The organism is Micromonospora sp. NPDC047812, from assembly GCF_040704175.1.
GTDB lineage: Bacteria > Actinomycetota > Actinomycetes > Mycobacteriales > Micromonosporaceae > Micromonospora.
Window position 1 is genome coordinate 1 of sequence record NZ_JBEYRY010000020.1, and the last position, 25112, is coordinate 25112.

General features: G+C 75.7%; 6 protein-coding genes and 1 pseudogene. 1 reads left to right on the forward strand and 6 read right to left on the reverse strand.

Annotated elements, in window-relative coordinates; translation table 11 throughout:
- The coding region (locus AB0883_RS30265) for a type I polyketide synthase (protein WP_366644687.1) at positions 1–2861 on the forward strand (2861 nt) is incomplete at its 5' end.
- Between the two features lie 186 nt (positions 2862–3047).
- On the opposite strand, the gene AB0883_RS30270 is transcribed toward AB0883_RS30265, so the two are convergent.
- From AB0883_RS30270 to AB0883_RS30295, 6 genes and pseudogenes are all read right to left on the reverse strand, one after another.
- The gene (locus tag AB0883_RS30270; protein ID WP_199729125.1) at positions 3048–3293 is read right to left on the reverse strand and encodes a ferredoxin; all 246 of its coding nucleotides are present in this window, start codon (positions 3291–3293) and stop codon (positions 3048–3050) included.
- A gap of 87 nt (positions 3294–3380) precedes the next feature.
- Positions 3381–4256: a VCBS repeat-containing protein gene (locus AB0883_RS30275; protein ID WP_366644688.1), complete on the reverse strand. Its 876-nt coding sequence runs from the start codon at positions 4254–4256 to the stop codon at positions 3381–3383.
- Between the two features lie 175 nt (positions 4257–4431).
- A complete protein-coding gene (locus tag AB0883_RS30280; RefSeq protein ID WP_366644693.1) occupies positions 4432–4644 on the reverse strand; it encodes an alpha-hydroxy-acid oxidizing protein in 213 nt (70 codons plus the stop codon).
- A gap of 70 nt (positions 4645–4714) precedes the next feature.
- Positions 4715–4924: pseudogene (locus tag AB0883_RS30285) on the reverse strand (alpha-hydroxy-acid oxidizing enzyme); the annotation flags it as partial.
- A 57-nt stretch (positions 4925–4981) separates the two neighbouring features.
- Entirely contained in the window at positions 4982–14233 is a 9252-nt protein-coding gene (locus AB0883_RS30290; protein ID WP_366644689.1) for an SDR family NAD(P)-dependent oxidoreductase, read from the reverse strand.
- A gap of 27 nt (positions 14234–14260) precedes the next feature.
- A complete protein-coding gene (locus AB0883_RS30295) occupies positions 14261–25108 on the reverse strand; it encodes a type I polyketide synthase (RefSeq protein WP_366644690.1) in 10848 nt (3615 codons plus the stop codon).
- Positions 25109–25112 lie beyond the last annotated feature (4 nt).

The following is a 25112-nucleotide window of genomic DNA, read 5'->3' on the forward strand; positions in this document are numbered from 1 at the left end:
TCCACGACGCCATCACCACCCTCACCACCACCTGCAACGTCGACACCTTCCTCGAAATCGGCCCCGACACCGTCCTCGCCACCGCCGCCGCCACCAACGACACCACCACCGCCATCGCCACCACCCGCCGCGGACAACCCGAAACCACGACCCTCACCAAGGCCGTCGGGCAGCTCTTCACCGCCGGAGCCGGTCCCGACGCCGGCGCGTACCTGGCGGGCGCCCGCGAGGTGGAGCTGCCGACGTACCCGTTCCAGCACCAGCGGTACTGGCTGGTCCCCGACGACTCCCCCGCCGACGCCAGCGGACTCGGCCTCGGGGCGGCGGACCACCCGCTGCTCGGCGCGGTGCTGGGGCTCGCCGATTCGGAGCGGAGCGTGCTCACCGGCCGGCTGTCCCTGCGCGAGCAGCCCTGGCTCGCCGACCACGCCGTCCTGGGCACCGTCCTGCTGCCGGGCGCCGCGTTCGTCGAGCTCGCGCGGCGGGCCGCCGAGCACGTCGACCTCGACCTCATCGAGGAGCTGACCCTGCACGCGCCGCTGGTGCTGCCACCGGACGGCGCGGTACGGATCCAGGTGGAGGTCGGGGAACCCGACGAGGCCGGCCGCCGGCCGCTGCGGGTGCACTCCCGACGCGAGGACGCACCCGACGGCGAGCCGTGGACGCAGCACGCGAGCGGCCTGCTCGATGCCGCCACGGAGCCCGAGACCGGCTGGGCCGGTGAGTGGCCACCCGCCGACGCCGTCCCCGCCCCGGTCGAGGACCTGTACGACCGCATCGCCGACCTCGGCATCGACTACGGCCCCGCGTTCCGGGGGCTGGTGGCGGCCTGGCGCCGGGGCGACGAACTGCTCGCGGAGGTCGCGCTCCCCGCCGACGCGCCCACGGGCCGCTTCGGACTGCATCCGGCGCTGCTGGACGCGGCCCTGCACCCGATCTCCCTGGCCACCGGGACCGACGGCCCGCTGCGCCTGCCGTTCAGCTGGCACGGCGTACGGGTGTCGACCACCGGGGCGACGGCCCTGCGGGTGCGGATCACGCCCACCGCTCAGGACGCGTACACCCTGGCCCTCGCCGACGGCACCGGCATGCCCGTGGCCACGGTCGAGTCCCTGGTCGCGCGCCCGGTGACGATCGAGCAGCTGCGCTCCACCGCCGGCCCGGACGGGCTGCACCGGTTGGAGTGGCTGCCGGTCCCCACGCCCGTGGCCGCCGCCGACGCCTTCGACGTGTTCCCGGTCGGCACCGGCACGGACGCCGAGGCGGTACGGGCCGCCGTGCACGACGCGCTCGCGGCGATCCAGGAGTGGCTGCCCGGCGACCGCTCCCCGCTGGTGTTCGTGTCCCGGGGCGCGACCGACGGCACGAACCCGGCGGGGGCGGCGGTCTGGGGCCTGGTCCGCTCCGCGCAGACCGAGCACCCCGACCGCTTCGTCCTCGTCGACACCGACGACCCGGCCCTCGTCGGCGCGGCCGTCGCGACCGGCGAACCGCAGGTGGCCGTCCGCGACGGGGTGTCGACCGTGCCGAGGCTCGCGACGTTCGCGGCCGCCTCGGACCGCCGCCTGTTCGACCCGGCGGGCACCGTGCTCGTCACCGGCGGCACCGGCGCACTGGGCGCCGCGTTGGCCCGCCACCTGGTCACCGCGCACGGTGCGCGGCACCTCGTGCTGACCTCCCGCCGGGGGCCGGCCGCGCCGGGCGCCGCGGAGCTGACGGCAGAGCTGGAGTCGCTGGGCGCCAGGATCACGGTCGCCGCCTGCGACGCCGCGGACCGGGCCGCGCTGGCGGAACTCCTGACGTCCCTGCCCGACCTGGTCGGCGTCGTGCACGCCGCAGGCGTGCTGGACGACGGGACGGTCGAGTCGCTCACGCCGGAACGGGTGGACACCGTGCTGCGGGCCAAGGTCGACGCCGCGCTCAACCTGCACGAGCTGGCCGGCGACGTCGAGCTGTTCGTGCTCTTCTCCTCGGCGACCGGGGTGCTCGGCACGGCCGGCCAGGCGAACTACGCGGCGGCGAACGCCTACCTGGACGCGCTCGCCGCGCACCGCCGGGCCGCCGGCCTCGCGGCGACGTCGCTGGCCTGGGGCCTGTGGCGCAGCGGTGGCGCGATGACCGGTGGGCTGACCGAGGCCGACCTCGCCCGCATCGGGCGCACCGGCGTGCTGGCGCACACCGTCGAGGAGGGGCTCGCGCTGTTCGACGCGGCCTGCCGGACCGACGAGCCGTGCCTCGTCCCGATCAGGTTGGACGTTTCCGCACTGCGCACGAGCACGACGGCGCCGCCACCGCTGCGCTCCTTCACCCGCCCCCGCCGCGCCTCCTCGGCCGGCAGCGCGGTGCCGCTGTCCCGCCGGCTCGCCGGGCTCACCGAGCCGGAACAGCGCGAGGTGCTGCTGACCCTGGTACGCACGAACGTGGCCGCGGTGCTGGCCCACGAGTCGGTGGAGACCATCGCGGCGGACCAGGCGTTCAAGCAGCTGGGCTTCGACTCGCTGACGGCGGTGGAGCTGCGCAACCGGCTCAACCAGGCCACCGGCCTGCGGATGCCGGCGACGCTGACGTTCGACCACCCCACGCCCACGGCGCTCGTCGAGCACCTGATCGAGGAGCTGGGCGGCAACCAGGAGAAGCTGCGGATGCGCACCCTGGTCGACGGCATCGCCAGGCTTGAGGCGACGCTGGACGAGCTGGAGACGGCGGACGCGGCGGAGACGGACATCGCCACGGCCCTGCAACGGCTCCTGACGAAGTGGCGCGACAAGTCCAACCCGGCGCCGGCCGAGAGCGCCGACCTCGCCTCCGTGACCGCGGACGACCTGTTCGACATCCTCGACAACGAACTGGACAAGATCTGAACCGACGGGGCGGCGCCTGCCGGCGCCGCCCCGTCCGTCAGAGCAGCTCGACAGGTCGCGCCGAGCTGGCCCGGGCCGCCCGGTGACCCGCCCGGCCGCGGCCGGAAACGGGAAAAGGCCGCCCACGGCGGCCTCGGGGGTGGGCGTCGGCCCGCCGGGCGTGTCACACCCGGCGGGCCCTTGCCGTCATCGCTTCGGGGCGATCAGCGTCCCGTCCTGTGCGTCGAGCACCGAGATGGCCTCCACCGGGCAGAACTCGGCGGCCTCGACCACCAGATCGGACGGCGCCACCACGTCGGCCAGCGGCCGGGAGACGGGGTCCATCGCGAAGTGGTCCGGCGCGCTGCCCACGCAGAAACCTGAGCTGATGCAGCGCTTCGATTCCACCACCAACCGCCACCCGGCCTGGTCGCCGGCCTCGTTCGCGCTCACCACTGCCCCTCTCGTCGGGTGTCCATCGTGCCGGGTCGCGGGACCGCGCGTGGCGGCCCGCCCGGTTGCGGCGCGAGCTGATCCACGTCAGCTCACCACCGAGTACTTCTGCCAGCCGGTCGCGACGACCTCCGGTGCGGACAGCGTCGCGAACGGCCGGTCCGGGTCGAACTTGCCGTTGTGCAGGTGGACGACGAGCGTGCCGTCGGCGCGCAGACCCAGCAGGTCCGGGCGGCCGTCCAGGTCGATGTCGGTCACCGTGATGATCTCGTACTCCTGCCAGCCCTGGGCGAGCGTGAACCACCGGCCCTCGCCCCGCCACCACGGACCCTCGCCGGAGGTGTCGTGCGCGAACTCGTACAGGTCCAGGTCGCCGTTGGCCCGACGGACCAGCAGGTCGGGCCGGCCGGTGCCGGTGACGTCGGCCATCGCCAGCGGGAAGTCGTCCACGTCGACGGTCACCAGGCGGTGCGCGGTGCGGTCGTACGTCTCGTTCTGCTTGATCTGCCGCTGGTTGAAGAACGCGTCCACGTGGCCGGCGTTCTTCTCGCGGCCGAACATGTCGTCGCAGCCGTCCAGGTCCACGTCCGCGATACCCAGGGTCTCCCACTTCTTGTCGTCGCGGGCGCCGGAGATGCGGATCGGCTCGCCGAGGGTCTCCAGACCGTTCAGCCCGCCCTTGTTCGGGTAGAGGAAGATCCCGTGCGTCGCGTTCATGTGCGTCCCACTCACGCCGATGACGTCGGCGTAGCCGTTGCCGTTGACGTCGATGGGACGGACCAGCCCGTGGTTGCGCTTCGGGTGGAAACCGGTGCTGATCAGCACCGGCTCGCCGAAGGTCTCGCCACCACGGAAGCTGCCGCTGTGCGGGAAGACCAGCAGTTCACCCGTGACGTCGTCACGGACCATGATGTCCATCCTCCCGTCCCCGTTGAACGAACGGCAGTGACCATTCCCGCCCATGCGTGCCACAGATAACCTCCACGTACGCCCCGAAATACGACAGTCCGATCATTACGAAGGGTTCCGGGAGGGGTAACCCCTACCGACACCCCTCACCACCCGCGAAGAGACCGCCACGAGCGGTCACCATCCGCCCGTCGCGGCGGTCCATCCGGGAACCGAGGAACCGCGGGAATCAGCGGAACTTGACGTGCGAACGGTTCAGCTCGCCCACCGAGGAGACCCCGAGCAGATTCATGGTGGCCTCGATCTCCCGGCTCAGGATCTCCATGGCCCGTACGACGCCACGCCGGCCGCCGGCCATCAGCCCGTACTGGTAGGCCCGGCCGACCACGGCGGCGGTGGCGCCCAGCGCGATCGCGGCGACGATCTCCGCGCCCGAGGTGATGCCGGTCGACGAGCACCGTCCGGCTGGTGTCGAGGGCGGACACGTCGCGCAGCACCGACGGCTGGAACTCGATGTTGGCGAACGTCTCCCGGGCGCGGTCGAGGCTGCGCTCGCTGTCCGCCGCCCCGTCGCAGTAGTCGAACACCATCCGGGGCACGGCCCGGCGGGCCACGGCACGCAGGTCGGTGATGCCCGCCGCGCGCAGCAGCCGGCGTTCCGTCGGGTTCCACGCCACCTTGGGCGGCTTGATCAGGGTGCTCATCCGAGCGGACTTGCTCATGTGGGCCTCCTTCTGTGAGGGGGTGAGGAAGGGGCCGCGCCACGTCGTGGGGGTCGGCTACGCGACGAGGGCCCGCTGGGCGAGCAGCTCCTCGACCACCTCGGCAGGCGTCGGGTGGTCGTAGACGAGCGCGGCCGTCAGCTCCAGCCCGGTGAGGGCCTCCAGCCGGCGCCGCAGCTCCACGGCGGTGAGCGAGGAGAAGCCGATGTCCAGGAACTCCTGGTTCTCGTCGACCGTGGCGGCCGACGGCAGACCGAGCGTGTACGCGGTCTGGGCCCGTACCACGTGGGACAGCACCGCGCGGCTCTCGGCCTCGTCGGCCCCGTCGAGCAGCCGGCGCAACGCCTCGGGGCTGTCGACGTCGAGCGTGTCCTCGGCGGTCTCGGTGATGTGGCGCATCGCGTCCGGCAGGTCCCGCAGCAGCGGGCTCGGCCGGTACCGGGTGTAGTCCGGCACGAACGAGGGCCAGTCCACGGCGGCGGCGACCCGGCCGACCGCGCCCGCGCCCACCGCCGCGCCGAACTGCTCGACGGTGAGGTCCGGACCGACCGCGACCGACACCACCCCGTCGCGCTGCTGGGCGATCGCGTCGAACACGGCCGCCGTCTCGGCGGTGCCGGCGACGCCGAACATCTCCTCGACCGTGTGCACGAGCACGAGCCGCTCCGCCCGGGCGGCGAGGGCGGTCGCGACCGGGTCGTCGGCGTCGCTGGTGACGACCACCGTGTCGGCGGCCTCCGTGGTGACCGTCGCGCCCGCCGCCTCCAGCAGGGCGGCGATCCGGTCCGCCAGCGGCCCGCCGTGCAGCGCCACCGTGCCCGCCGGCCGCCACGGCTCACCGGTCGGCGCGGGGGCCGCGACGAGCCGGCGGGCGAAGACGCCCGCCGAGCGCAGCGCCACCTGGTCCTCGCCGGCACCCCGGGTGAGCACCCGGCACAGGGCGGTCAGGGTCCGGTCGTCGAGCGTCTCCGGCAGGTCGACGACCCCGCCCCAGGCCCGGGGCGTGACGAGGGCGGTCGAGCGGCCGAAGCCGTACGCCGCCGCCCCGTCCAGGTCGGTGATCCGCTCGGTGGGGGTGACCGCGGCCGCGCCCCGGGTCAGGCACCACACGGGGGTGTCGATGCGCGCCTCGTCGAGGGCCCGGACCAGCGCGGCCGGGGCGGGTCCGGCGGGTGTCGTCAGCACCCCCGCGGCCACGTGCTCCGGAGTCAGGTCGAGCAGCTCGTCCGCCGTGCCGTCGCGGTACACGCGCACGTCGGCGCCGTGCCGGGTCATCGCCTCGGCGATCCGTTCGGCGTCCGCCGGCACCAGCCACACGCCCCGCAGCGCGGCGACCGGCAGCTCCGTGACCGGGGACCAGCGCAGCTGGTAGCCGGGCGCGGGCCCGCGTCGCCACGACGCCAGCGCCACCGCGACGTCCTTCAGGGTCGCGGTGTCGTCCAGGCCCAGCAGCGCGCCCAGGTCGTCGCGGTCGACGGCGGCCCAGAAGTCGTCGCCCGGCGCGGCGACGACGGGCGCGTCAGGCCACAGGCGGGTGCGCTGGAAGGCGTACGTGGGCAGGTCGACCGGGCGCGCGCCGGCGAAGAAGGCCGGCCAGTCGACGGGTACGCCGCGGTTGTGCAGGCGGGCCAGCGCCTCGGTCGCCACCAGCTGCCCGTCCCGGTCGACGCGCTGCGCGGGCACGAACTCGGCGTCCGCCACGCACTCCCGGCCGAGCGCGGTGAGCACCGCGTCCGGGCCCAGTTCGAGGAAGGTGCGTACGCCGCGTGCCGCCAGCGCCTCGACCGCCGCGGCGAACCGCACGGTCGCCCGCACCTGACGCACCCAGTACTCCGGGGTCAGCTCGGCGGGCTCGCCGGTGACCGTGGAGAGCACGGGGATCGTCGGTGGGTGGTGGGTGACGGACCCGGCGACCGCGCGGAACTCGTCGAGCATGGGTTCCATCAGCGGCGAGTGGAACGCGTGCGACACGGTGAGCCGCTTGGTCTTGCGACCGTCGCCGGCCAGCTCCTCGGCGACCGCCAGGGTGGCGGTCTCCTCGCCGGAGAGCACGACCGAGGTGGGGCCGTTGACGGCGGCGACCGCCACGGCGTCGGAGAGCAGCGGCGCGACCTCGTCCTCGGTGGCGCGTACGGCCACCATCGCGCCACCGGCCGGCAGCGCCTGCATCAGCCGGCCGCGGGCGGCCACCAGCCGGGCGGCGTCCGGCAGGGTGAGGACCCCCGCCACGTGCGCCGCCGCCAGCTCACCGATCGAGTGCCCCGCCACGAAGTCCGGCCGCACGCCCCACGACTCGAACAACCGGAACAGCGCCACCTCCACCGCGAACAACGCCGGCTGGGCCCACCCGGTCCGGTGCACCTCCTCGGTGTCCAGCACCTCCCGCAACGGCCGCTCCAGATGCCGGTCCAACTCACCGCACACCTCGTCGAACGCCGCCGCGAACACCGGGAAGCCCATCAGCTCCCCCGCCATCCCGACCCGCTGCGCCCCCTGACCGGTGAAGAGCACGGCGGTCGCCCCGGCGGTGTCGGCGACCCCGCCGACCACCCCGGGGGCGTTCTCGCCACGGGCCAGCGCGGACAGTCCGGCGCGCAGTTCGGCCAGGTCCCGGCCGAGCACGGCCGCCCGGTGCCGCAGGGCGGTACGGGTGGTGGCGAGCGAGAATCCGGCGTCCACGGCGGACGCCTCGTCGGTGAGGTGGGCGGCGAGCCGGGCCGCCTGGTCCCGCAGCGCGGCCTGGTCGCGGCCGGACACCACCAGGGGCACCACCGGCACCTGGGCCGTCGAGTCCACCACCACCGGCTCGGGCGCCTGTTCGATGATCGCGTGCGCGTTGGTGCCGGAGATGCCGAACGAGGAGACGCCGGCGCGGCGCGGGCGTCCCGTCTCCGGCCAGGGCACCGCCCCGGTCAGCAGCCGGACCGCCCCGTCCGCCCAGTCCACGTGCGGCGACGGGGCGTCGACGTGCAGCGTCGGCGGCAGCACGCCGTGCCGGATCGCCTCCACCATCTTGATCACCCCGGCGACGCCGGCGGCGGCCTGGGTGTGCCCGATGTTCGACTTGATCGAGCCGACCCAGAGCGGGTGCTCGCCCCGGTCACGGCCGTACGTCGCGATGAGCGACCGGGCCTCGATCGGGTCGCCCAGGGTGGTGCCGGTGCCGTGCGCCTCGACGGCGTCCACGTCGGCCGGTCGCAGCCCCGCGTCGGCGAGCGCCTGGTTGACCAGGCGCTGCTGCGACGGCCCGTTCGGCGCGGTCATGCCGTTGCTCGCGCCGTCCTGGTTGACCGCGGTGCTGCGCACGACGGCGAGCACCGGGTGGCCGTTGCGGCGCGCGTCGGAGAGCTTCTCGAGCACCAGCACCCCGACGCCCTCACCCCAGCCGGTGCCGTCGGCGCCGGCGGCGAAGGACTTGCACCGGCCGTCCGGGGCGAGGGCCCGCTGGCGGCTGAAGTCGATGAACGCGTTGGGCGTCGCGAGCACGGTCACGCCACCGGCGAGGGCGAGCGCGCACTCGCCCCGGCGCAGCGACTGGGCGGCAAGGTGCAGGGTGACCAGCGACGACGAGCACGCCGTGTCGACGGTGACCGCCGGCCCCTCCAGCCCCAGCGCGTACGACACCCGGCCGGAGACCACGCCGCCGGCGACGCCGGTGCCGATGAAGCCGTCGAGCTCGGGCGGCAGGTGCTGAAGGTGCGCGCTGTAGTCGTGGTACATCAGGCCGGCGAACACCCCGGTACGGCTGCCGCGCAGGCTGCTGGGATCGATGCCGGCCCGCTCGACGGCCTCCCACGAGGTCTCCAGGAACAGCCGCTGCTGCGGGTCCATGGCCAGGGCCTCGCGGCGGGAGATGCCGAAGAACTCGGCGTCGAACCAGGCCGCGTCGTACAGGAAGGCGCCCTCCCCGCAGTAGGTGCGGCCGGGCTTGTCCGGGTCCGGGTCGACGAGGTTGTCGATGTCCCAGCCGCGGTCCGTCGGGAAGCCGGCCACCGCGTCGACGCCCCCCGCGACCAGGTCCCACAGCTTCTCCGGCGAGCTGGCGCCGCCGGGGAACCGGCAGCCCATGCCGACGATCGCGATGGGGTCGTCGGTGCCGTCGGACGTGGCCACGACCACGGCGGCGGCCGACCCCCCGGCGAAGAGTTCCGCGTCCAGGTGCTCGGCCAGCACCGTCGGGTTCGGGTAGTCGAAGACCAGCGTGACGGGCAGCCGCAGGCCGACGACCGCGTTGAGGCGGTTGCGGAACTCGACGGCGGTGAGCGAGTCGAAGCCCAGTTCCTTGAACGCCTTCGTCGCGCCGACCGCCTCGGCGCCGCCGTGCCCGAGCACGACCGCGACCTGCGTACGGACGATGTCGACCAGCTCCTTGCGGCGCTCGGCCGGGCCGCGACCGGCGAGGGCCGCGACCAGGTCGGAGGCCGCCGCGGCGTCGGCGGAGACCTGGCGTCGCGCCGGGGTGCGGACCAGGCCGCGCAGCACCGGGGGCAGCACGCCGCCGGTCGCCTGCTCCCGCAGGGCGGCGAGGTCCAGGTGGATCGGCACGAGGGCCGGTTCGGGCGCGGAGAGCGCCTCGTCGAGGAGCGCGAGCCCGTCCTCGGTGGAGAGCGGCCGCACGCCGGAGCGCCGCATCCGGGCGAGGTCGGCGTCGTCGAGGGCGCCGGTCAGGCCGGTGCGCTGCTCCCACATGCCCCACGCCAGCGACACCGCGGGCAGGCCCCGGGCGCGCCGGTGAGCGGCGAACGCGTCGACGAACGCGTTGGCCGCCGCGTAGTTGCCCTGCCCGGGGCCGCCGAGGACGCCTGCGGCCGAGGAGAACACGACGAAGGCGCTCAGGTCGCCGGTCAGCTCGTGCAGGTTGACGAGCGCGTCGACCTTGGGGCGCAGCGCGGTCGCGACCCGCTCCGGCGTGAGCGACGGGATCATCCCGTCGTCCAGGACGCCGGCCGTGTGCACGACCGCCGTGGGCGGATGCTCCGCGACGAGCGCGGCCAGCGCCTCGCGGTCGGCGGCGTCGCAGGCGGCGACCGTCACGTCGACGCCCTGGGCGGTCAGCTCCTCGTGCAGCGTCGCCAGGTCCTCGGTCATGCCACGGCGGCCGGCGAGCACGAGCCGACGTACGCCGTGCCGCGCGACGAGGTGCCGGGCGACGAGGCGGCCGAGCGTGCCCGACGCCCCCGTGACGAGGACGGTGCCGGTGATCTCCGGCGGCGTGCCCGGCTGCCCGGACGCCTTCGCGAGGCGGGGCACGAGGACCTCGGTGCCGCGCAGGGCGAGCTGCGGCTCGCCCGAGCGCAGCGCGGGCACGAGGTTCGGCGCCCACTGCCCGCCGGCGACGTCGACGAGCACGATCCGGCCGGGGTTCTCGGACTGGGCCGAGCGCAGCAGGCCCCACACGGCGGCGAGCGCGGGCTCGGTCGCGTCGGTGGCCCCTTCGGTCAGGACGACCAGACGGGCGGCGGCGAACCGGTCGTCGGCGAGCCACTCCTGGGTGGCGGCGAGGGTGCGCTCCACCGCCCGGTACGTGGCCCCGATGAGGTCGTCGCCGTCCCGGGCGACCGGGAGGACCACGTAGTCGGGGACCTCGGCGATCGCGGCGAGGCTGTCGTACGCGGTGGCGCCGGGCAGCTCGCCGCCCACGACCGCGACCGTGGCCGCGCCGGCGGCCACCGGGACGGGCACCCAGTCGAGCACGTGCATCGCCTGGTGGCGCGGGTTGGTCAGGTCGGCGAGCGCGCCCGCGGGCAGGCGGCGGACGGCCAGCGTGTCGATGGTGGCGACCGGGGCGCCCGCGTGGTCGGCGGCGGTCACCGCGACGGCGTTCGGGCCGGCCGGCCGGATGGTGACCCGGAGCCGGGCGGCGCCGGTGGCGTGCAGGGTCACCCCGTGCCAGGCGAACGGCAGCCAGGGCCCACCCTCGCCGTCGTCCGAGGTGAACACGCCCAGGCCGAGCGGGTGCAGCGCCGCGTCGAGCACCGCGGGGTGCAGGCCGAAGCCGGCGACCTTCGCCCCCTCGGGGGCGGTGACCTCGGCGAACACCTCGTCGCCCCGGCGCCACACCGAGCCGAGGCCGCCGAAGGCGGGGCCGTACGTCACGTCGAGCGCGGCGAACCGGTCGTACAGCTCGGCGGTGTCCAGCGCCTCCGCGCCCTCGGGCGGCCAGACGCCCGCCGTGGCCGCGGCGCGCTCGCCGGCACCGGGCGTGCCGGCGCCCAGGGTGCCGGTGGCGTGCCGGGTCCACGGGCCGTCGCCGTCGGGCCGCGAGTGCACGGTCAGCCGCCGGGCGCCGTCCGGACCGGGCTCGCCGACGCGGAGCTGGACCTGCACCGCGCCCCGCTCCGGCACCACCAGGGGCGCTTCGAGCGTCAGCTCCTCGATCTCGGTGGCGCCCACCTCGTCGCCCGCGCGGATCGCCAGCTCGACGAAGGCCGTGCCGGGCAGGAAGATCCGGCCCGCCACCCGGTGGTCGGCGAGCCACGGGTGCGCCGAGGTCGACAGCCGGCCGGTGAGCAGCACCCCGTCCGCGCCGGCGAGCGACACGGACGCGCCGAGCAACGGGTGTCCGGTGGAGCCCAGGCCGAGGCCGGTGGCGTCGACCGGGCCGCCCGCGCCGCTGGGCCAGTAGGTCCGGCGCTGGAAGGCGTACGTCGGCAGGGCGACCGGCCGGGCCGGGGCGGTGACCAGCGTGGCCCAGGCCGGCTGCACGCCACGGGTGTGCGCCTGACCCAGCGACAGCAGGAACCGGCGCAGGCCGCCCTCGTCGCGGCGCAGCGTGCCGACGACCGAGCCGCCGCCCGCCTCGTCGAGCAGGTCCTGCACGGCGGGTACGAGCACCGGGTGCGAGCTGACCTCGACGAAGGAGTCGATGCCGTCGGCGATGACGCCGCGTACGGTCTGCTCGAACTCGACGGTCTGCCGCAGGTTGCGGTACCAGTACTCGGCGACCAACTCGGCGGTGTCGAGCAGCTCCCCGGTGACGGTCGAGTAGAGCGGGACGTCGCTGGTGCGGGGCCGCACGGGGGCGAGGACCCGGAGCAGCTCCTCGCGCATCGACTCGACGTGCGCCGAGTGCGACGCGTAGTCGACGTCGATCCGCCGCGCGCGGACCCCGTCGCGCTCGCACTCGGCGAGCAGCTCGTCGAGCGCCTCGGGCGCGCCGGAGACGACCACGGTGGACGGCCCGTTCACGGCGGCGACCGACAGCCCGGGCCGCAGGCGCCGGGCGAGGCTCGCGACCGGCTCCGACACGGACACCATGCCGCCCCGGCCGGCGAGGTCGACGGCGATCAGCTGGCTGCGCCGGGTCACCACCAGGGCGGCGTCGTCCAGGGAGAGCGCGCCGGCCACGCAGGCGGCGGCGATCTCGCCCTGGGAGTGTCCGACGACGGCGGCGGGCTCGACGCCGTGCGAGCGCCACACCGCCGCCAGCGAGACCATCATCGCGAACAGCGCGGGCTGGACGACGTCGACCCGCTCCAGGGAGGCGGCGCCCGGGACGCCGCGCAGCACGTCGAGCAGCGACCAGTCGGTGTGCCGGTCCACGGCGGTGGCGCACTCCGCCATCCGGGCGGCGAAGACGGGCGAGGTCTCCAGCAGCTCGGCGGCCATGCCCAGCCACTGCGAGCCCTGGCCGGGGAAGAGGAACGCGGTGCGGTCGCCGGCGTCGGCGAGCCCGGTGACGAGGTTGCGGGCGGCACCGCCGTCCGCGAGGGCGTCGAGCGCGGTGGACAGCTCGTCGCGGTCCCCGACGAGGACGGCGCGGTGCGGGAGGCGGGCGCGGGTGCTGGCGAGCGCGTACGCGACGTCGTGCGCGTCGAGGTCGTCGGTCAGGCGCTCGCGCAGCCGGACCGCCTGGTCGCGCAGCGCCGCCTTGGTCCGGGCCGACAGCACCCACGTGGTGGGGCCCTCGGCCGGCGGGGCGCTCTCCGGGGTCTCGGCGGCCGGCGGCTCCTCGATCAGCACGTGGGCGTTGGTGCCCGAGATGCCGAACGACGAGACGCCCGCGCGCCGCGGGTTCTCGCCCCGTGGCCACCGCACCGGCTCGCTGAGCAGCTGGACCGCGCCGTCGGCCCAGTCCACGTGGTGCGACGGCTTGTCGACGTGCAGGGTGCGGGGCAGCTCCTCGTGCCACAGCGCCATGACCATCTTGATCATGCCCGCGACGCCGGCGGCGGCCTGGGTGTGCCCGAGGTTCGACTTCACCGAGCCGAGCCAGAGCGGCCGGTCCCGTTCCTGGCCGTAGGTGGCGATGAGCGACTGTGCCTCGATCGGATCGCCCAGCGTGGTGCCCGTGCCGTGCGCCTCCACCGCGTCCACGTCGGCCGTGGTGAGCCCGGCGTTCGCCAGCGCGGCGCGGATGACCCGCTGCTGCGACGGCCCGTTCGGCGCGGTGAGGCCGTTCGACGCGCCGTCCTGGTTGACGGCCGAGCCGCGCACCACCGCCAGGACGCGGTGCCCGTTGCGGCGCGCGTCCGACAGCTTCTCCAGCACGAGTACGCCGACACCCTCGCCGAACGCCGTGCCGTCCGCTGCCGAGGCGAACGCCTTCACCCGACCGTCCGGGGCGAGCCCCTTCTGGCTGGAGAACTCCACGAACGTACCGGGGGTGGAGATGACGCAGGTGCCGCCGGCCAGCGCGAGGTCGCAGTCGCCGCTGCGCAGCGCGTGCGCGGCCACGTGCACCGCCACCAGCGACGACGAACAGGCCGTGTCCACGGTGACGGCGGGGCCCTCCAGCCCCAGCACGTACGACACCCGGCCGGACACGACGCTGCCCGCGACGCCGGTCATCGTGTAGCCGATCAGCGCGTCGACGTCGCGCTGCATGGCGTTCAGGTATTCGACGCTGTTGGCGCCGACGAACACGCCGGTCCGGCTGCCCCGCAGCGAGTGCGGGTCGATCCCGGCGTGCTCGAACGCCTCCCACGACGTCTCCAGCATCAGCCGCTGCTGCGGGTCCATGGCGAGCGCCTCGCGCGGGCTGATGCCGAAGAAGCCCGCGTCGAAGTCGGTCGCGTCGGGGATGAAGCCGCCCCGCCGCACGTAGCTGGTGCCGGTGCCGCCGTCCGGGTCGAACAGCTCGTCCAGGTCCCAGCCCCGGTTGGTGGGGAAGTCGGTGATGCCGTCGCCGCCGGACGACACCAGCTCCCACAGGTCGTCGGCGGAGCGCACGCCGCCGGGGAAGCGGCAGCCGATGCCGACGATGGCGATCGGCTCCCGCTCCGTGGCGGTACGCAGCTTCCGCCGCGTCTCGTGCAGGTCGGCCGTCACGCGCCGGAGGTACTCGACAAGCTGCTCTTCGTTCGCCATCAGTAAGCCCTCCTCAGCGCGTGCGGATCAGGCGGCGCCGAGTTCGTCGTCGATGAACCGCAACAGCTCGTCGGCGGAGGCGGTCTTCAGCACCAGGCCCACGTCCGGCCCGTCGGGTTCGGCGTCCACGTCGGACCTGCCACGCCAATTCGACATCACCGCGTGCAACCGTTCGGTAATCCGTGCCTTGACCGCGTCCTCCAGGCCCGCCGCGCCTGCCTGGGCGAACGAGCGTTCCAGCCGGTCCAGCTCGGCCAACAGCCCCGCGGCCGGGTCCACCTCGGCCGGGGCCAGCCCGGCCAGCAGGTGGTCGGTGAGCGCCGCGGCGGTCGGGTGGTCGAACACCATGGTGGCGGAGAGCTTCAGGCCGGTGGCCGCCTTCAGCCGGTTGCGGAACTCGACCGCGGTCAGCGAGTCGAAGCCCAGCTCGGTGAACGGCCGGTCGGGGTCGACCGCGCCCGCCCCGGCGTGCCCGAGCACGGCGGCGGCCTGTGCCTTGACGAACTCCAGCGCGGTGTGCCGCCGCTGCGGGCCGCTCTGGCGTGCCAGGAGATCCCGCAGGGCGCCGGGCGACTGCGTCGACTGCTCCACCGACCGTCGGGACGGACCCCGCACCAGGCCACGCAGCAGCGCGGGCAGCACGCCCGCCCGGCCCAGCTCACGCAGCACCGCCGGGTCCACCGGCATGGGCACCAGCAGCGGCTCGTCGACCAGCTCCGCCGCGTCGTACAGCGCCATGCCCTGCTCCACCGACAGCTCCAACAGCCCGACGCGGGCCATCCGGGCGCGGTCGTTGGCGTCGAGGTGCGCGGTCATCCCGCTCGCCTCGCTCCACAGGCCCCAGGCGAGCGAACGGGCGGGCAGCCCGGCCGCCCGGCGCCGCGCCACGAGCGCGTCCAGGAAGGTGTTCGCCGCCGCGTAGTTGCCCTGCCCGGGGCCGCCCATCGTGCCGGCCGCCGCGGAGAACACGACGAACTCGGCCAGCTCGGCGTCCAGGGTCAGCTCGTGCAGGTTGACCGCCGCGTCGACCTTGGGCCGCAGCACCGCCTCGACCTGCTCCGGGGTCAGCGCGGCCACCAGGCCGTCGTCGAGGACGCCCGCCGTGTGCACCACGGCGGTCAGCGGGTGCGCGGCGGGCACCCGGGCCAGGGTCTCGGCCAGCGCCGCGCGGTCCGCCGCGTCGCACGCCGCGACGGTGACCTGCGCGCCGTACGAGGTCAGCTCGGCCACCAGCGCGGCGGCCCCCGGCGCGTCCGGGCCACGACGGCTGGTCAGCAGGAGGTGCCGCACCCCCCGCCGGGTCACCAGGTGCCGCGCCAACAGACCGCCGAGGGTGCCGGTGCCGCCCGTGACGAGCACCGTGCCGTCGGGGTCCCGCCGGGGCGGCGCGGTGAGCACGAGCTTGCCGACGTGCCGGGCCTTGGACATGAACCGGAACGCCTCCGGGGCGCGACGGATGTCGTACGGCCGCACCGGCAGCGGCGTGAGGTCGCCCGTCCCGAACAGGGCGACCACGTCGCGCAGGATCGCGCCGACCCGGTCCGGGTCGATGGCGAGCAGATCGAACGCCTGGTAGGCGACGCCCGGGTGGTCGGCGGCGACCCGGTCCGGGTCCCGCACGTCGGTCTTGCCCATCTCGACGAACCGGCCGCCCGCGCCGAGCAGGCGCAGCGAGGCGTCGACGAACTCCTTCGCCAGCGAGTCGATCACCACGTCGATGCCGGCCGCGCCGAAGCGCTCCTCGAACTCCAGCGTGCGGGAGTTGCCGATGTGCGTGTCCGGCAGCCCCATCTCGCGCAGCGCGTCCCACTTGCCGGTGCTGGCGGTGCCGTACACCTCCGCGCCGAGGTGCCGGGCGAGCCGGACCGCCGCCATGCCGACGCCACCGGCGGCGGCGTGCACCAGCACCCGCTCCCCCGGCTTCACCTGCGCCAGGTCGACGAGCGCGTAGTAGGCGGTGCAGAACGCGATCGGCGTCGACGCCGCCGTGGCGAACGACCAGCCCGACGGCACAGGCACGACCATCCGCGCGTCGGTGACCACCTCGGTGCCGAAGGCGCCGTAGAACAGGCCCATGACCCGGTCGCCGACCGCGACGCCGGTCACGTCCGGCGCGGTCTCGACGACCACGCCCGCCCCCTCGCCGCCCATCACCCCGCCGCCGGGGTACATGTCGAGGGCGATCAGCACGTCCCGGAAGTTCAGGCCGGCGGCCCGCATCGCGATGCGCACCTGGCCCGGTCCCAGCGGGCGCGGTTCCTCCGCCTCGGGCAGCAGCGCGAGGTTTTCCAGCGTGCCGCGCTCGGTGACGTCCAGCCGCCAGCGGTCGACCGGCGGCGCCGCCAGCGCGGGGCTGCTGGCCGCGCGGGCCAGCCGCGGGGCCAGCAGGACGCCGTCGCGGACGGCGAGCTGCGGCTCGTCGGTCGCGACCGCCGCCGCGAGCACCCGGTGCGGCTGGTGGTCGTCGACGTCGAGCAGGACGAAGCGGTCCGGGTGCTCGCTCTGGGCCGACCGGAGCAGGCCCCACACCGGCGAGCTGGCCAGGTCGGGGGCCGCCTCCCGCACGCTCACCGCGTCCCGGGTGACGACGACCAGCCGGGCGTCGGCGAACCGCTCGTCGGCGAGCCACTCGCGCAGCACCGCGAGGGTGTCGTGCACGACCCGGTGGGCCGCCCCGGCGGGGTCGTCGGCCGCGCCGGCCGCGCAGGGCAGCACGACCAGGGCGGGCGTCGGCGCGCCGTCGGCCACCCGGGCCCGCAGCGCCGCCAGGTCCGGGTAGGTGTCGGTGACGAGGCCGGCGTCCTGCGGCAGGGTGCACCCGCCGAGCGCCGCCCAGCGGACGTCCGGCGCGGCCGCCGGCGCGGCGAGCGGGGTCCACTCCAGGCGGAACAGGGCGTCGTGGTGCGTGCTCGGCTGCGCGGGGGCGGTGGCCTCCCGCAGCACCAGCGACTCGACCTCGGCGACCACGGTGTTGCTCTGGTCGGCGACGGTCACCGCGACGGTGTTCCGGCCGCGCGGACGCAGCCGGACGCGCAACTCCGTCGCGCCGACGGCGTGCACGGTCACGCCGCTCCACTCGAACGGCAGCAGCGCCTCGGTGCCGCTGGTGACGAGCGCGAGCGGGTGCAGCGCGGCGTCGAGCAGCGCCGGGTGCAGGCCGTATCCGGCCGCCGTGCGCGCGGCGTCCGCCGGCAGGGCCACCTCGGCAAAGATCTCCTCGCCCTGCCGCCACACCCGGCGTACGCCCTGGAACGTCGGGCCGTACGTGAGACCGGCCGCGGCCAGGGTGGCGTACAGCTCGTCGGACGCGACGGGCTCGGCCGCCGGCGGCCACGCGGTGTCGAAACCGCCCGCCGGCTCCGCGGGGGCGAGCAGGCCCACGCCGTTGCGCACCCACGGCGCCGCGTCGGTGGCGACCCCGTCGGGCCGGGAGTGGACGGTCAGCTGCCGCTGCCCGTTGCCGTCGGGCGCGCCGACGCGCAGCTGCACCTGGACCCCGCCCTTGTCGGGCAGGACCAGGGGCGCGGTCAGGGTCAGCTCCTCGACCCGCCCGCAGTCCACCTCGTCGCCCGCGCGGACCGCGAGGTCCACGAGCGCGGTCCCGGGCACGAACACCTGCCCGCCGACGCGGTGGTCGGCCAGCCACGGGTGCGCGGCCACCGAGATGCGGCCGGTGAACAGCAGGCCGTCGGTGTCGGCCAGCGCGACCGCCGCGCCGAGCAGCGGGTGCTCGGTGGCGGCGAGCCCCAGCCCGGCCGCGTCGGCGGTGGCCGGGCCGACGGCCGGCCAGTACCGCTCGTGCTGGAACGGGTAGCCGGGCAGCCGGACCCGCCGCGCGCCCTCGACCCCCCACGTGGGGTGCACGCCGTGCACGTGTGCCTCGCCCAGGGAGAGCAGGAAGCGCGCCAGGCCGCCCTCGTCGCGGCGCAGCGAGCCGACCACGGTGGCGGCGGCCTCCGCGTCGTCGATGACGTCCTGCACGCCGATGGTCAGCACGGGGTGCGGGCTGACCTCGACGATCGTGGTGACGCCCGCGTCGAGCAGGGCCCGGATGGCGGGCTCGTACCACACGGTCTGGCGCAGGTTGCGGTACCAGTACTCGGCGTCCATCGCGACGTCGTCCAGCCAGCGGTCGTCCACCGTCGAGTAGAGCGGCACCTCGGGCCGGCGGGGCTCCAGCCCGGCCAGCACGTCGCGCAGCTCCTCGTGCAGCTCCTCCACGTACGCCGAGTGCGACGCGTAGTCCACGTCGATGCGCTTGGCGCGCACGCCGTCGCGCTGGCACTCGGCCAGCAGCTCGTCGAGGGCGTCCAGCTCGCCGGCCGCCACCGTCGAGCGCGGCCCGTTGACGGTCGCCACGGTCACCCGGCCGGCGAAGCGCTCCAGGCGCTCCCGCACCTCGGCCACCGGCAGCGGCACGGAGACCATGCCGCCCTTACCGGACAGGCGCAGCAGCGCCCGGCTGCGCAGGGCGACGACCCTGGCCGCGTCCGCCACGGAGAGCGCGCCCGCCACGCAGGCGGCGGCGATCTCGCCCTGGGAGTGCCCCACCACGGCGGCGGGCTCGACCCCGTGGGAGCGCCACAGCGCCGCGAGCGACACCATGACGGCGAACAGGACGGGCTGGACGACGTCCACCCGGTCCAGCCCCTCCCCCCGCCGTAGGACGGCCTCCAGGGACCAGTCGACGTGCGGTGCCAGCGCCGCCTCGCACTCGGCCATCCGCGCGGCGAACACCGGGGAGGCGTCGAGCAGCTCCACGGCCATGCCGATCCACTGCGAGCCCTGCCCGGGGAAGGAGAAGGCCACCTTCCCCGGCGTGCCGGCGGCGACCCCGGTGGCCAGGTTCGGCGCGGGCTCCCCCGCCGCGAGCGCGGCGAGGCCGGCGCGCAGCTCGTCGGGCCCGCCCACCACGACCGCGCGGCGCGGGTGGGTGGCCCGCAGGGAGAGCGAGTACGCCAGGTCGCGGGGCGCCACCTCGGCCAGGAGCGGCTCGATGTCGGCGGCCTGCCGGCGCAGCGCGCCGTCCGAGCGGGCGGAGAGCACGAGCGCGACCGGCCCGTCGTCGTACGACCGCTCGGCCTCGGGCGCCGCCGGAGCCTCCTCGATGACGAGGTGGGCGTTGGTGCCGCTGAACCCGAACGACGAGACGCCGCCGCGACGCGGGTGGCCGTTACGCCGCCACGGCTGCGGTTCGGCCAGCAGCCGCACCCCGCCCGACCAGTCGACGTGCGAAGTCGGCTCGTCGACGTGCAGGGTCCGGGGCAGCTCGCCGTGCCGCAGCGCGAGCACCATCTTGATCACCCCGGCGACGCCGGCGGCGGCCTGGGTGTGCCCGATGTTCGACTTCACCGAGCCCAGCCAGAGCGGCCGGTCCCCGGCGCGGTCCCGGCCGTACGTGGCGAACAGCGCGTCGACCTCGATGGGGTCGCCCAGCGTCGTGCCGGTGCCGTGCGCCTCCACCACGTCCACGTCGGCGGTGGAGAGTCCGGCGTCGGCGAGCGCCTGCCGGATGACCCGCTGCTGCGCCGGCCCGTTGGGCGCGGTCAGCCCGTTGGACGCGCCGTCCTGGTTGACGGCGGTCCCGCGTACCACGGCCAGGACCTCGTGGCCGGCGGCGAGCGCGTCGGAGAGCCGCTCCAGCACGACCACGCCGATGCCCTCGCCCCAGTTGGTGCCGTCCGCGCCGGCCGCGAACGCCTTGCAGCGCCCGTCCGGGGCGAGCCCGCGCATCCGGCTGAACTCCAGGAACGCGCCCGGCGTCGACATGGCGGTCACGCCGCCCGCGACCGCCATCGCGCACTCGCCCGAGCGCAGCGCCCGCACCGCCAGGTGCATCGCCACCAGCGACGACGAGCAGGCGGTGTCCACCGTCACGGCCGGGCCCTCCAGCCCCAGCACGTACGAGAGGCGACCGGACATGATGCTCGCGGCGTTGCCGGTGGCCATGAAGCCTTCCGCGCTCGCCCCGGCCGCGCCGGTGATCCGGGCGTAGTCGACGTTGTTGGCGCCGACGTACACCCCCGTCGCGCTGCCGCGCAGCGTGGTCGGGTCGATGCCGGCGTCCTCGAAGGCCGCCCAGGACGCCTCCAGCACCAGCCGCTGCTGCGGGTCCATGGCCTCGGCCTCGCGGGGGCTGATGCCGAAGAAGGCCGCGTCGAAGCCCGGCAGGTCGGCGAGGAAGCCGCCCTCGCGGACGTAGCTGGTCCCGGAGTGCTCCGGGTCGGGGTGGAACAGGCCGTCGAGGTCCCAGCCGCGGTCGGTGGGGAACGGGCCGATGCCGTCGCGACCCTCGCGCAGCATCGTCCACAGCTCCTCCGGCGAGCTGACGCCACCGGGGAAGCGGCAGCTCATGCCGACGATGGCGATCGGCTCGTCGGCGGCGACGGTGCCGACGACCACCTCGGTGCGACCGGTCTCCAGCAGGTGCTCGGCCAGCGCGACCGGGGTCGGGTAGTCGAAGGCGACGGCCGCGGAGAGCCGTACGCCGGTGGCCTCGACCATCCGGTTGCGGAACTCCACGGCGGTGACCGAGTCGAAGCCCAGCTCCTTGAACGCGGAGGCCGGCTCGACCGCCTCCGGGCCGGCGTAGCCGAGCGTGAGCGCGACCTGGGTGCGGACCAGCCCGACGACGTGGTCGAGCCGCTCCGCCTCGGGCAGGTCGGCGAGCCGGCGGGCGAAGTCCGACGAGGTGGACGTGTCGGTCGGCTCCTCGTCGGCGACCGCCTCGGGGATGGCGTCGAAGAGCCGGCTGGGCCGCAGCGCGGTGAACGACGGCACGAAGGTGGCCCAGTCCACGTCGGCGAGCAGGACGTCCGTGTCGCCGGCCGCCAGCGCGGTACGCATGGCCGCGACGGCGCGCTCCGGCGCCATCGGCGCCAGGCCCCGCTTGCGCAGCGAGGCCGAGATTTCGTCGTCCACCAGCGTGCTCTCGGCCCACGGGCCCCAGGCGAGGGCGGTGGCCGGCTGTCCCCGGCCGCGCCGGGCCTCGGCGAGGGCGCACAGGTGGGCGTTGCCGGCGGCGTAGGCGGCCTGGCCGCCGCTGCCCCAGACCCCGGCCACGGAGGAGAAGAGCACGAACTCGTCGAGGTCCCGCTCGGCGAAGATCGCGTCGAGGTTGGCGGCGCCGGCGACCTTCGCGGAGACGACATTGGTGAACTCGGCGAGGTCCATGTCCACGATGCCGGTGAGCTGGGCCAGGCCCGCCACGTGCACCACGGCGCGCACGTCGGGGTAGCGGTCGACCACCGCCTCCAGGGCCGCCCGGTCGGCCACGTCGCAGGCCACGACGTCGACCTCCGGGCCCAGCCCGCGCAGCTCGTCGAGGAGTTCGGCGGGGGCGGTGCCGCGCCGGCTCAGCAGGACGAGCCGCTCGGCGCCGTGCCGCGCGTACAGCCGGGCGACCTCGATGCCGAGGGTGCCGGTGCCGCCGGTGACCAGGACGGTGCCGGACGCGCCGCGCCAGCGCGGGTTGCCGCTCACCGGCGCGCGGTGCAGCCGGCGGACGAACACCCCGTCCGGGCGCACCGCGACCTGGTCCTCCCCGATGCCGGCGAGCACGCCGGCCAGCGCGGCGGCGCAGCGCCCGTCCAGCTCGGCGGGCAGGTCGACCAGGCCGCCCCAGGTGTCGGGCAGTTCCAGCGCGGCGACCCGGCCGAGGCCCCACACCTGCGACTGCGCCACGCCGGTCACCGGGTCGGCCGGGGAGGTGGTCACGGCCCCACGGGTGAGGCACCACAGCGCGACGCCCCGCCCGGCGAGCGTACGGATCAGGTCGAGGGTGGCCGCGGCGCCCGCCGGGACGCCGGGGTGCCCGGGCAGGAACGCCTCGTCGAGCGCGAGGAGGGAGACCACGCCGGCGAGTTCCCCGTCGAGGTGCTCCGCGACGGCGGCCGGGTCGGTGGTGACGACGGTGGCGCCGTGCGCGGCGAGCGCGTCGGCGACGGCGGTGCCCGTGTCGCCGGTCACCGCCGGCTCGGGAACCACCAGCAGCCAGGTGCCGGTCAGCGCCGGAGGCGTGCCGCCGGGGCGGCGCTCCCACCGCGCCTGGTAACGCCAGCCGTCCAGCGCGGACCGCTCCTGCCGGCCCCGGCGCCACGCGGAGAGCGCGGGCAGCACCGACGCCAGGGGCGCCTGCGGGTCCACGTCGAGGGTGGTGACCACCGTGTCGAGGTCACCGCTGTCCACCGCCGCCCACAGGCCGTCGTCGTCGCCGGCTCCGGCCGCGACGGCCGGCTCGACGCTGTCCTGCCAGAAACGCTCGTGCTGGAAGGCGTACGTCGGCAGGTCCACCCAGGACGGTCCGGACCGGTGGTAGAACGCCTCCGGGTCGATCCGGACGCCCCGGGTCTCCAGCCGCGCCAGCGCCTCCACCAGGGCAGGCGGCTCGTCGCGGTCCCGGCGCAGCACCGGCGTGGCCAGCACGTCGCCGTCCAGGCAGTCCGCCGCCATGGTGGCGAGCACCGAGTCCGGGCCCAGTTCGAGGAACGTCGTGACGCCGGTCGCGGCGGCGGCGCGTACCGCGTCCGCGAAGCGCACGGTCGCCCGGACCTGCCCGACCCAGTACTCCGGCGTCGCCAGTTCGTCGCCCGCCGGCGCGCCGGTGACCGTGGAGACCAGCGGGACGCTCGGCGGCGCGTACGAGATCGTCTCGGCCACCGCCCGGAACTCCGCGAGCATCGGGTCCATCAGCGGCGAGTGGAAGGCGTGCGACACGGTCAGCCGCCGGGTGCGCCGGTCGGCGAACCGCGCGGCCACCGCCGCCACCGCCTCCTCGGTGCCCGAGACGACCACCGAGTCCGGGCCGTTGACGGCGGCGATGTCGGCGTCCGCGCCGAGCAGCGGCGCGACCTCGTCCTCGGTGGCCTGCACGGCGAGCATCGCCCCGCCCGCCGGCAGGGCCTGCATCAGCCGGCCCCGGGCCGCGACCAGGCGGGCCGCGTCGGCGAGCGGGAACACCCCCGCGACGTGCGCGGCGGCCAGTTCGCCGATCGAGTGCCCGGCCAGGACCGAGGGGGTGACGCCCCAGGACCGGACGAGCCGGTACAGGGCCACCTCGACGGCGAACAGGGCGGGCTGGGTCCAGCCGGTCCGGTGCAGGTCCTCGGTGTCGAGGACCTCGCGCAGCGGCCGGTCCAGGTGCGGGTCCAGGGCGGCGCACACCTCGTCGAACGCCGCCGCGAACTCCGGGTACGCCGCGTACAGCCCGCGGCCCATGCCGAGGCGCTGCGCGCCCTGCCCGGAGAAGAGCATCCCGACCCGGCCGTCCGTCGCCCGGCCGCGGACCAGGTTGGCGGCCTGCTCGTCGCGGGCCAGCGCGGCCAGGCCGGCGGCCAGTTCCTCGGCGGTGCCGCCGAGCACCGCGGCCCGGTGCGCGAAGCGGGACCGGGTGGTGGCCAGGGCGTAGCCCAACTCGGCCGGCTCCACCTGCGACACCACGGCGGAGAGTCGCCGTGCCTGGTCCCGCAGCGCGTTGGCGTCGCGGGCGGTGAGCAGCAGCGACGTCACCGGCGCGGCGGCCGGCTCGGGCGCGGCGGCGTCCGGCGCCTGCTCCACGATCACGTGCGCGTTCGTGCCGCTGAACCCGAACGACGAGACGGCGGCCCGGCGCGGCTGCCCGGTACGCGGCCACGGCGTGGCGGCGGTCAGCAGCCGGACGTTCCCGGCCGTCCAGTCCACCTGGTCCGACGGCTGCTCGGCGTGCAGCGTCGCGGGCAGGACGCCGCGCCGGATCGCCTCCACCATCTTGATGACCCCGGCGACCCCGGCGGCGGCCTGGGTGTGGCCGATGTTCGACTTCACCGAGCCGAGCCAGAGCGGGTCCTCCCGGTCCTGGCCGTACGTGGCGAGCAGCGCCTGCGCCTCGATCGGGTCGCCCAGGGTCGTGCCGGTGCCGTGCCCCTCGACCACGTCGACCTGGCGCGTCGACAGGCCCGCGTCGACCAGGGCGGCCTCGATGACCCGCTGCTGCGACGGCCCGTTCGGCGCGGTCAGCCCGTTCGACGCGCCGTCCTGGTTGACCGCGGAGCCCCGCACGACCGCCAGGACGCGGTGACCGTGCGCGAGCGCGTCCGACAGCCGCTCCACCAGCAGCACGCCGGCGCCCTCGGCGAACCCGGTGCCGTCGGCGTCCGCCGAGTACGAGCGGCACCGCCCGTCCGGCGACAGGCCGCGCTGGCGGGAGAACTCGACGAACGTCAGCGGCGTCGCCATGACCGAGACGCCGCCGACGAGCGCGAGCGTGCAGTCGCCCCGGCGCAGCGCCTGGATCGCCAGGTGCAGCGCCACGAGCGACGACGAGCAGGCGGTGTCGACGGTGACCGCCGGCCCCTCCAGCCCCAGCGTGTAGGCGACCCGGCCGGAGACCACGCTGCCGGAGCTGTTGCTGCCCAGGTAGTCGTGGTACATCAGGCCGGTGAACACGCCGGTCGGGCTGCCGGCGAGCGAGGCGGGGTCGATGCCGGCGCGCTCCAGGGTCTCCCACGCGACCTCCAGCAGCAGCCGCTGCTGGGGGTCCAGGCCGACCGCCTCGCGGGGGCTGATGCCGAAGAACGTCGGGTCGAAGTCGGCCGCGTCGTACAGGAAGCCGCCGCGCGAAGTGTAGGACGTGCCCTCGCGCAGCGACTGGGGGTCGTACAGCGACTCCAGGTCCCAGCCGCGGTCGGTCGGGAACGCGCCGGTGGCGTCGGTCCCGGACTCCACCAGGCGCCACAGGTCCTCGGGACTCGCCACGCCTCCGGGGTAGCGGCAGGCCATGCCGACGATCGCGACCGGCTCGTGCGCGGACGCCTCCACCTCGTGCAGGCGCTGCCGGGTCTTCTGCAGGTCGACCGTGACCCGCTTCAGGTAGTCCCGGAGCTTGTCCTCGTTGGCCACTAGG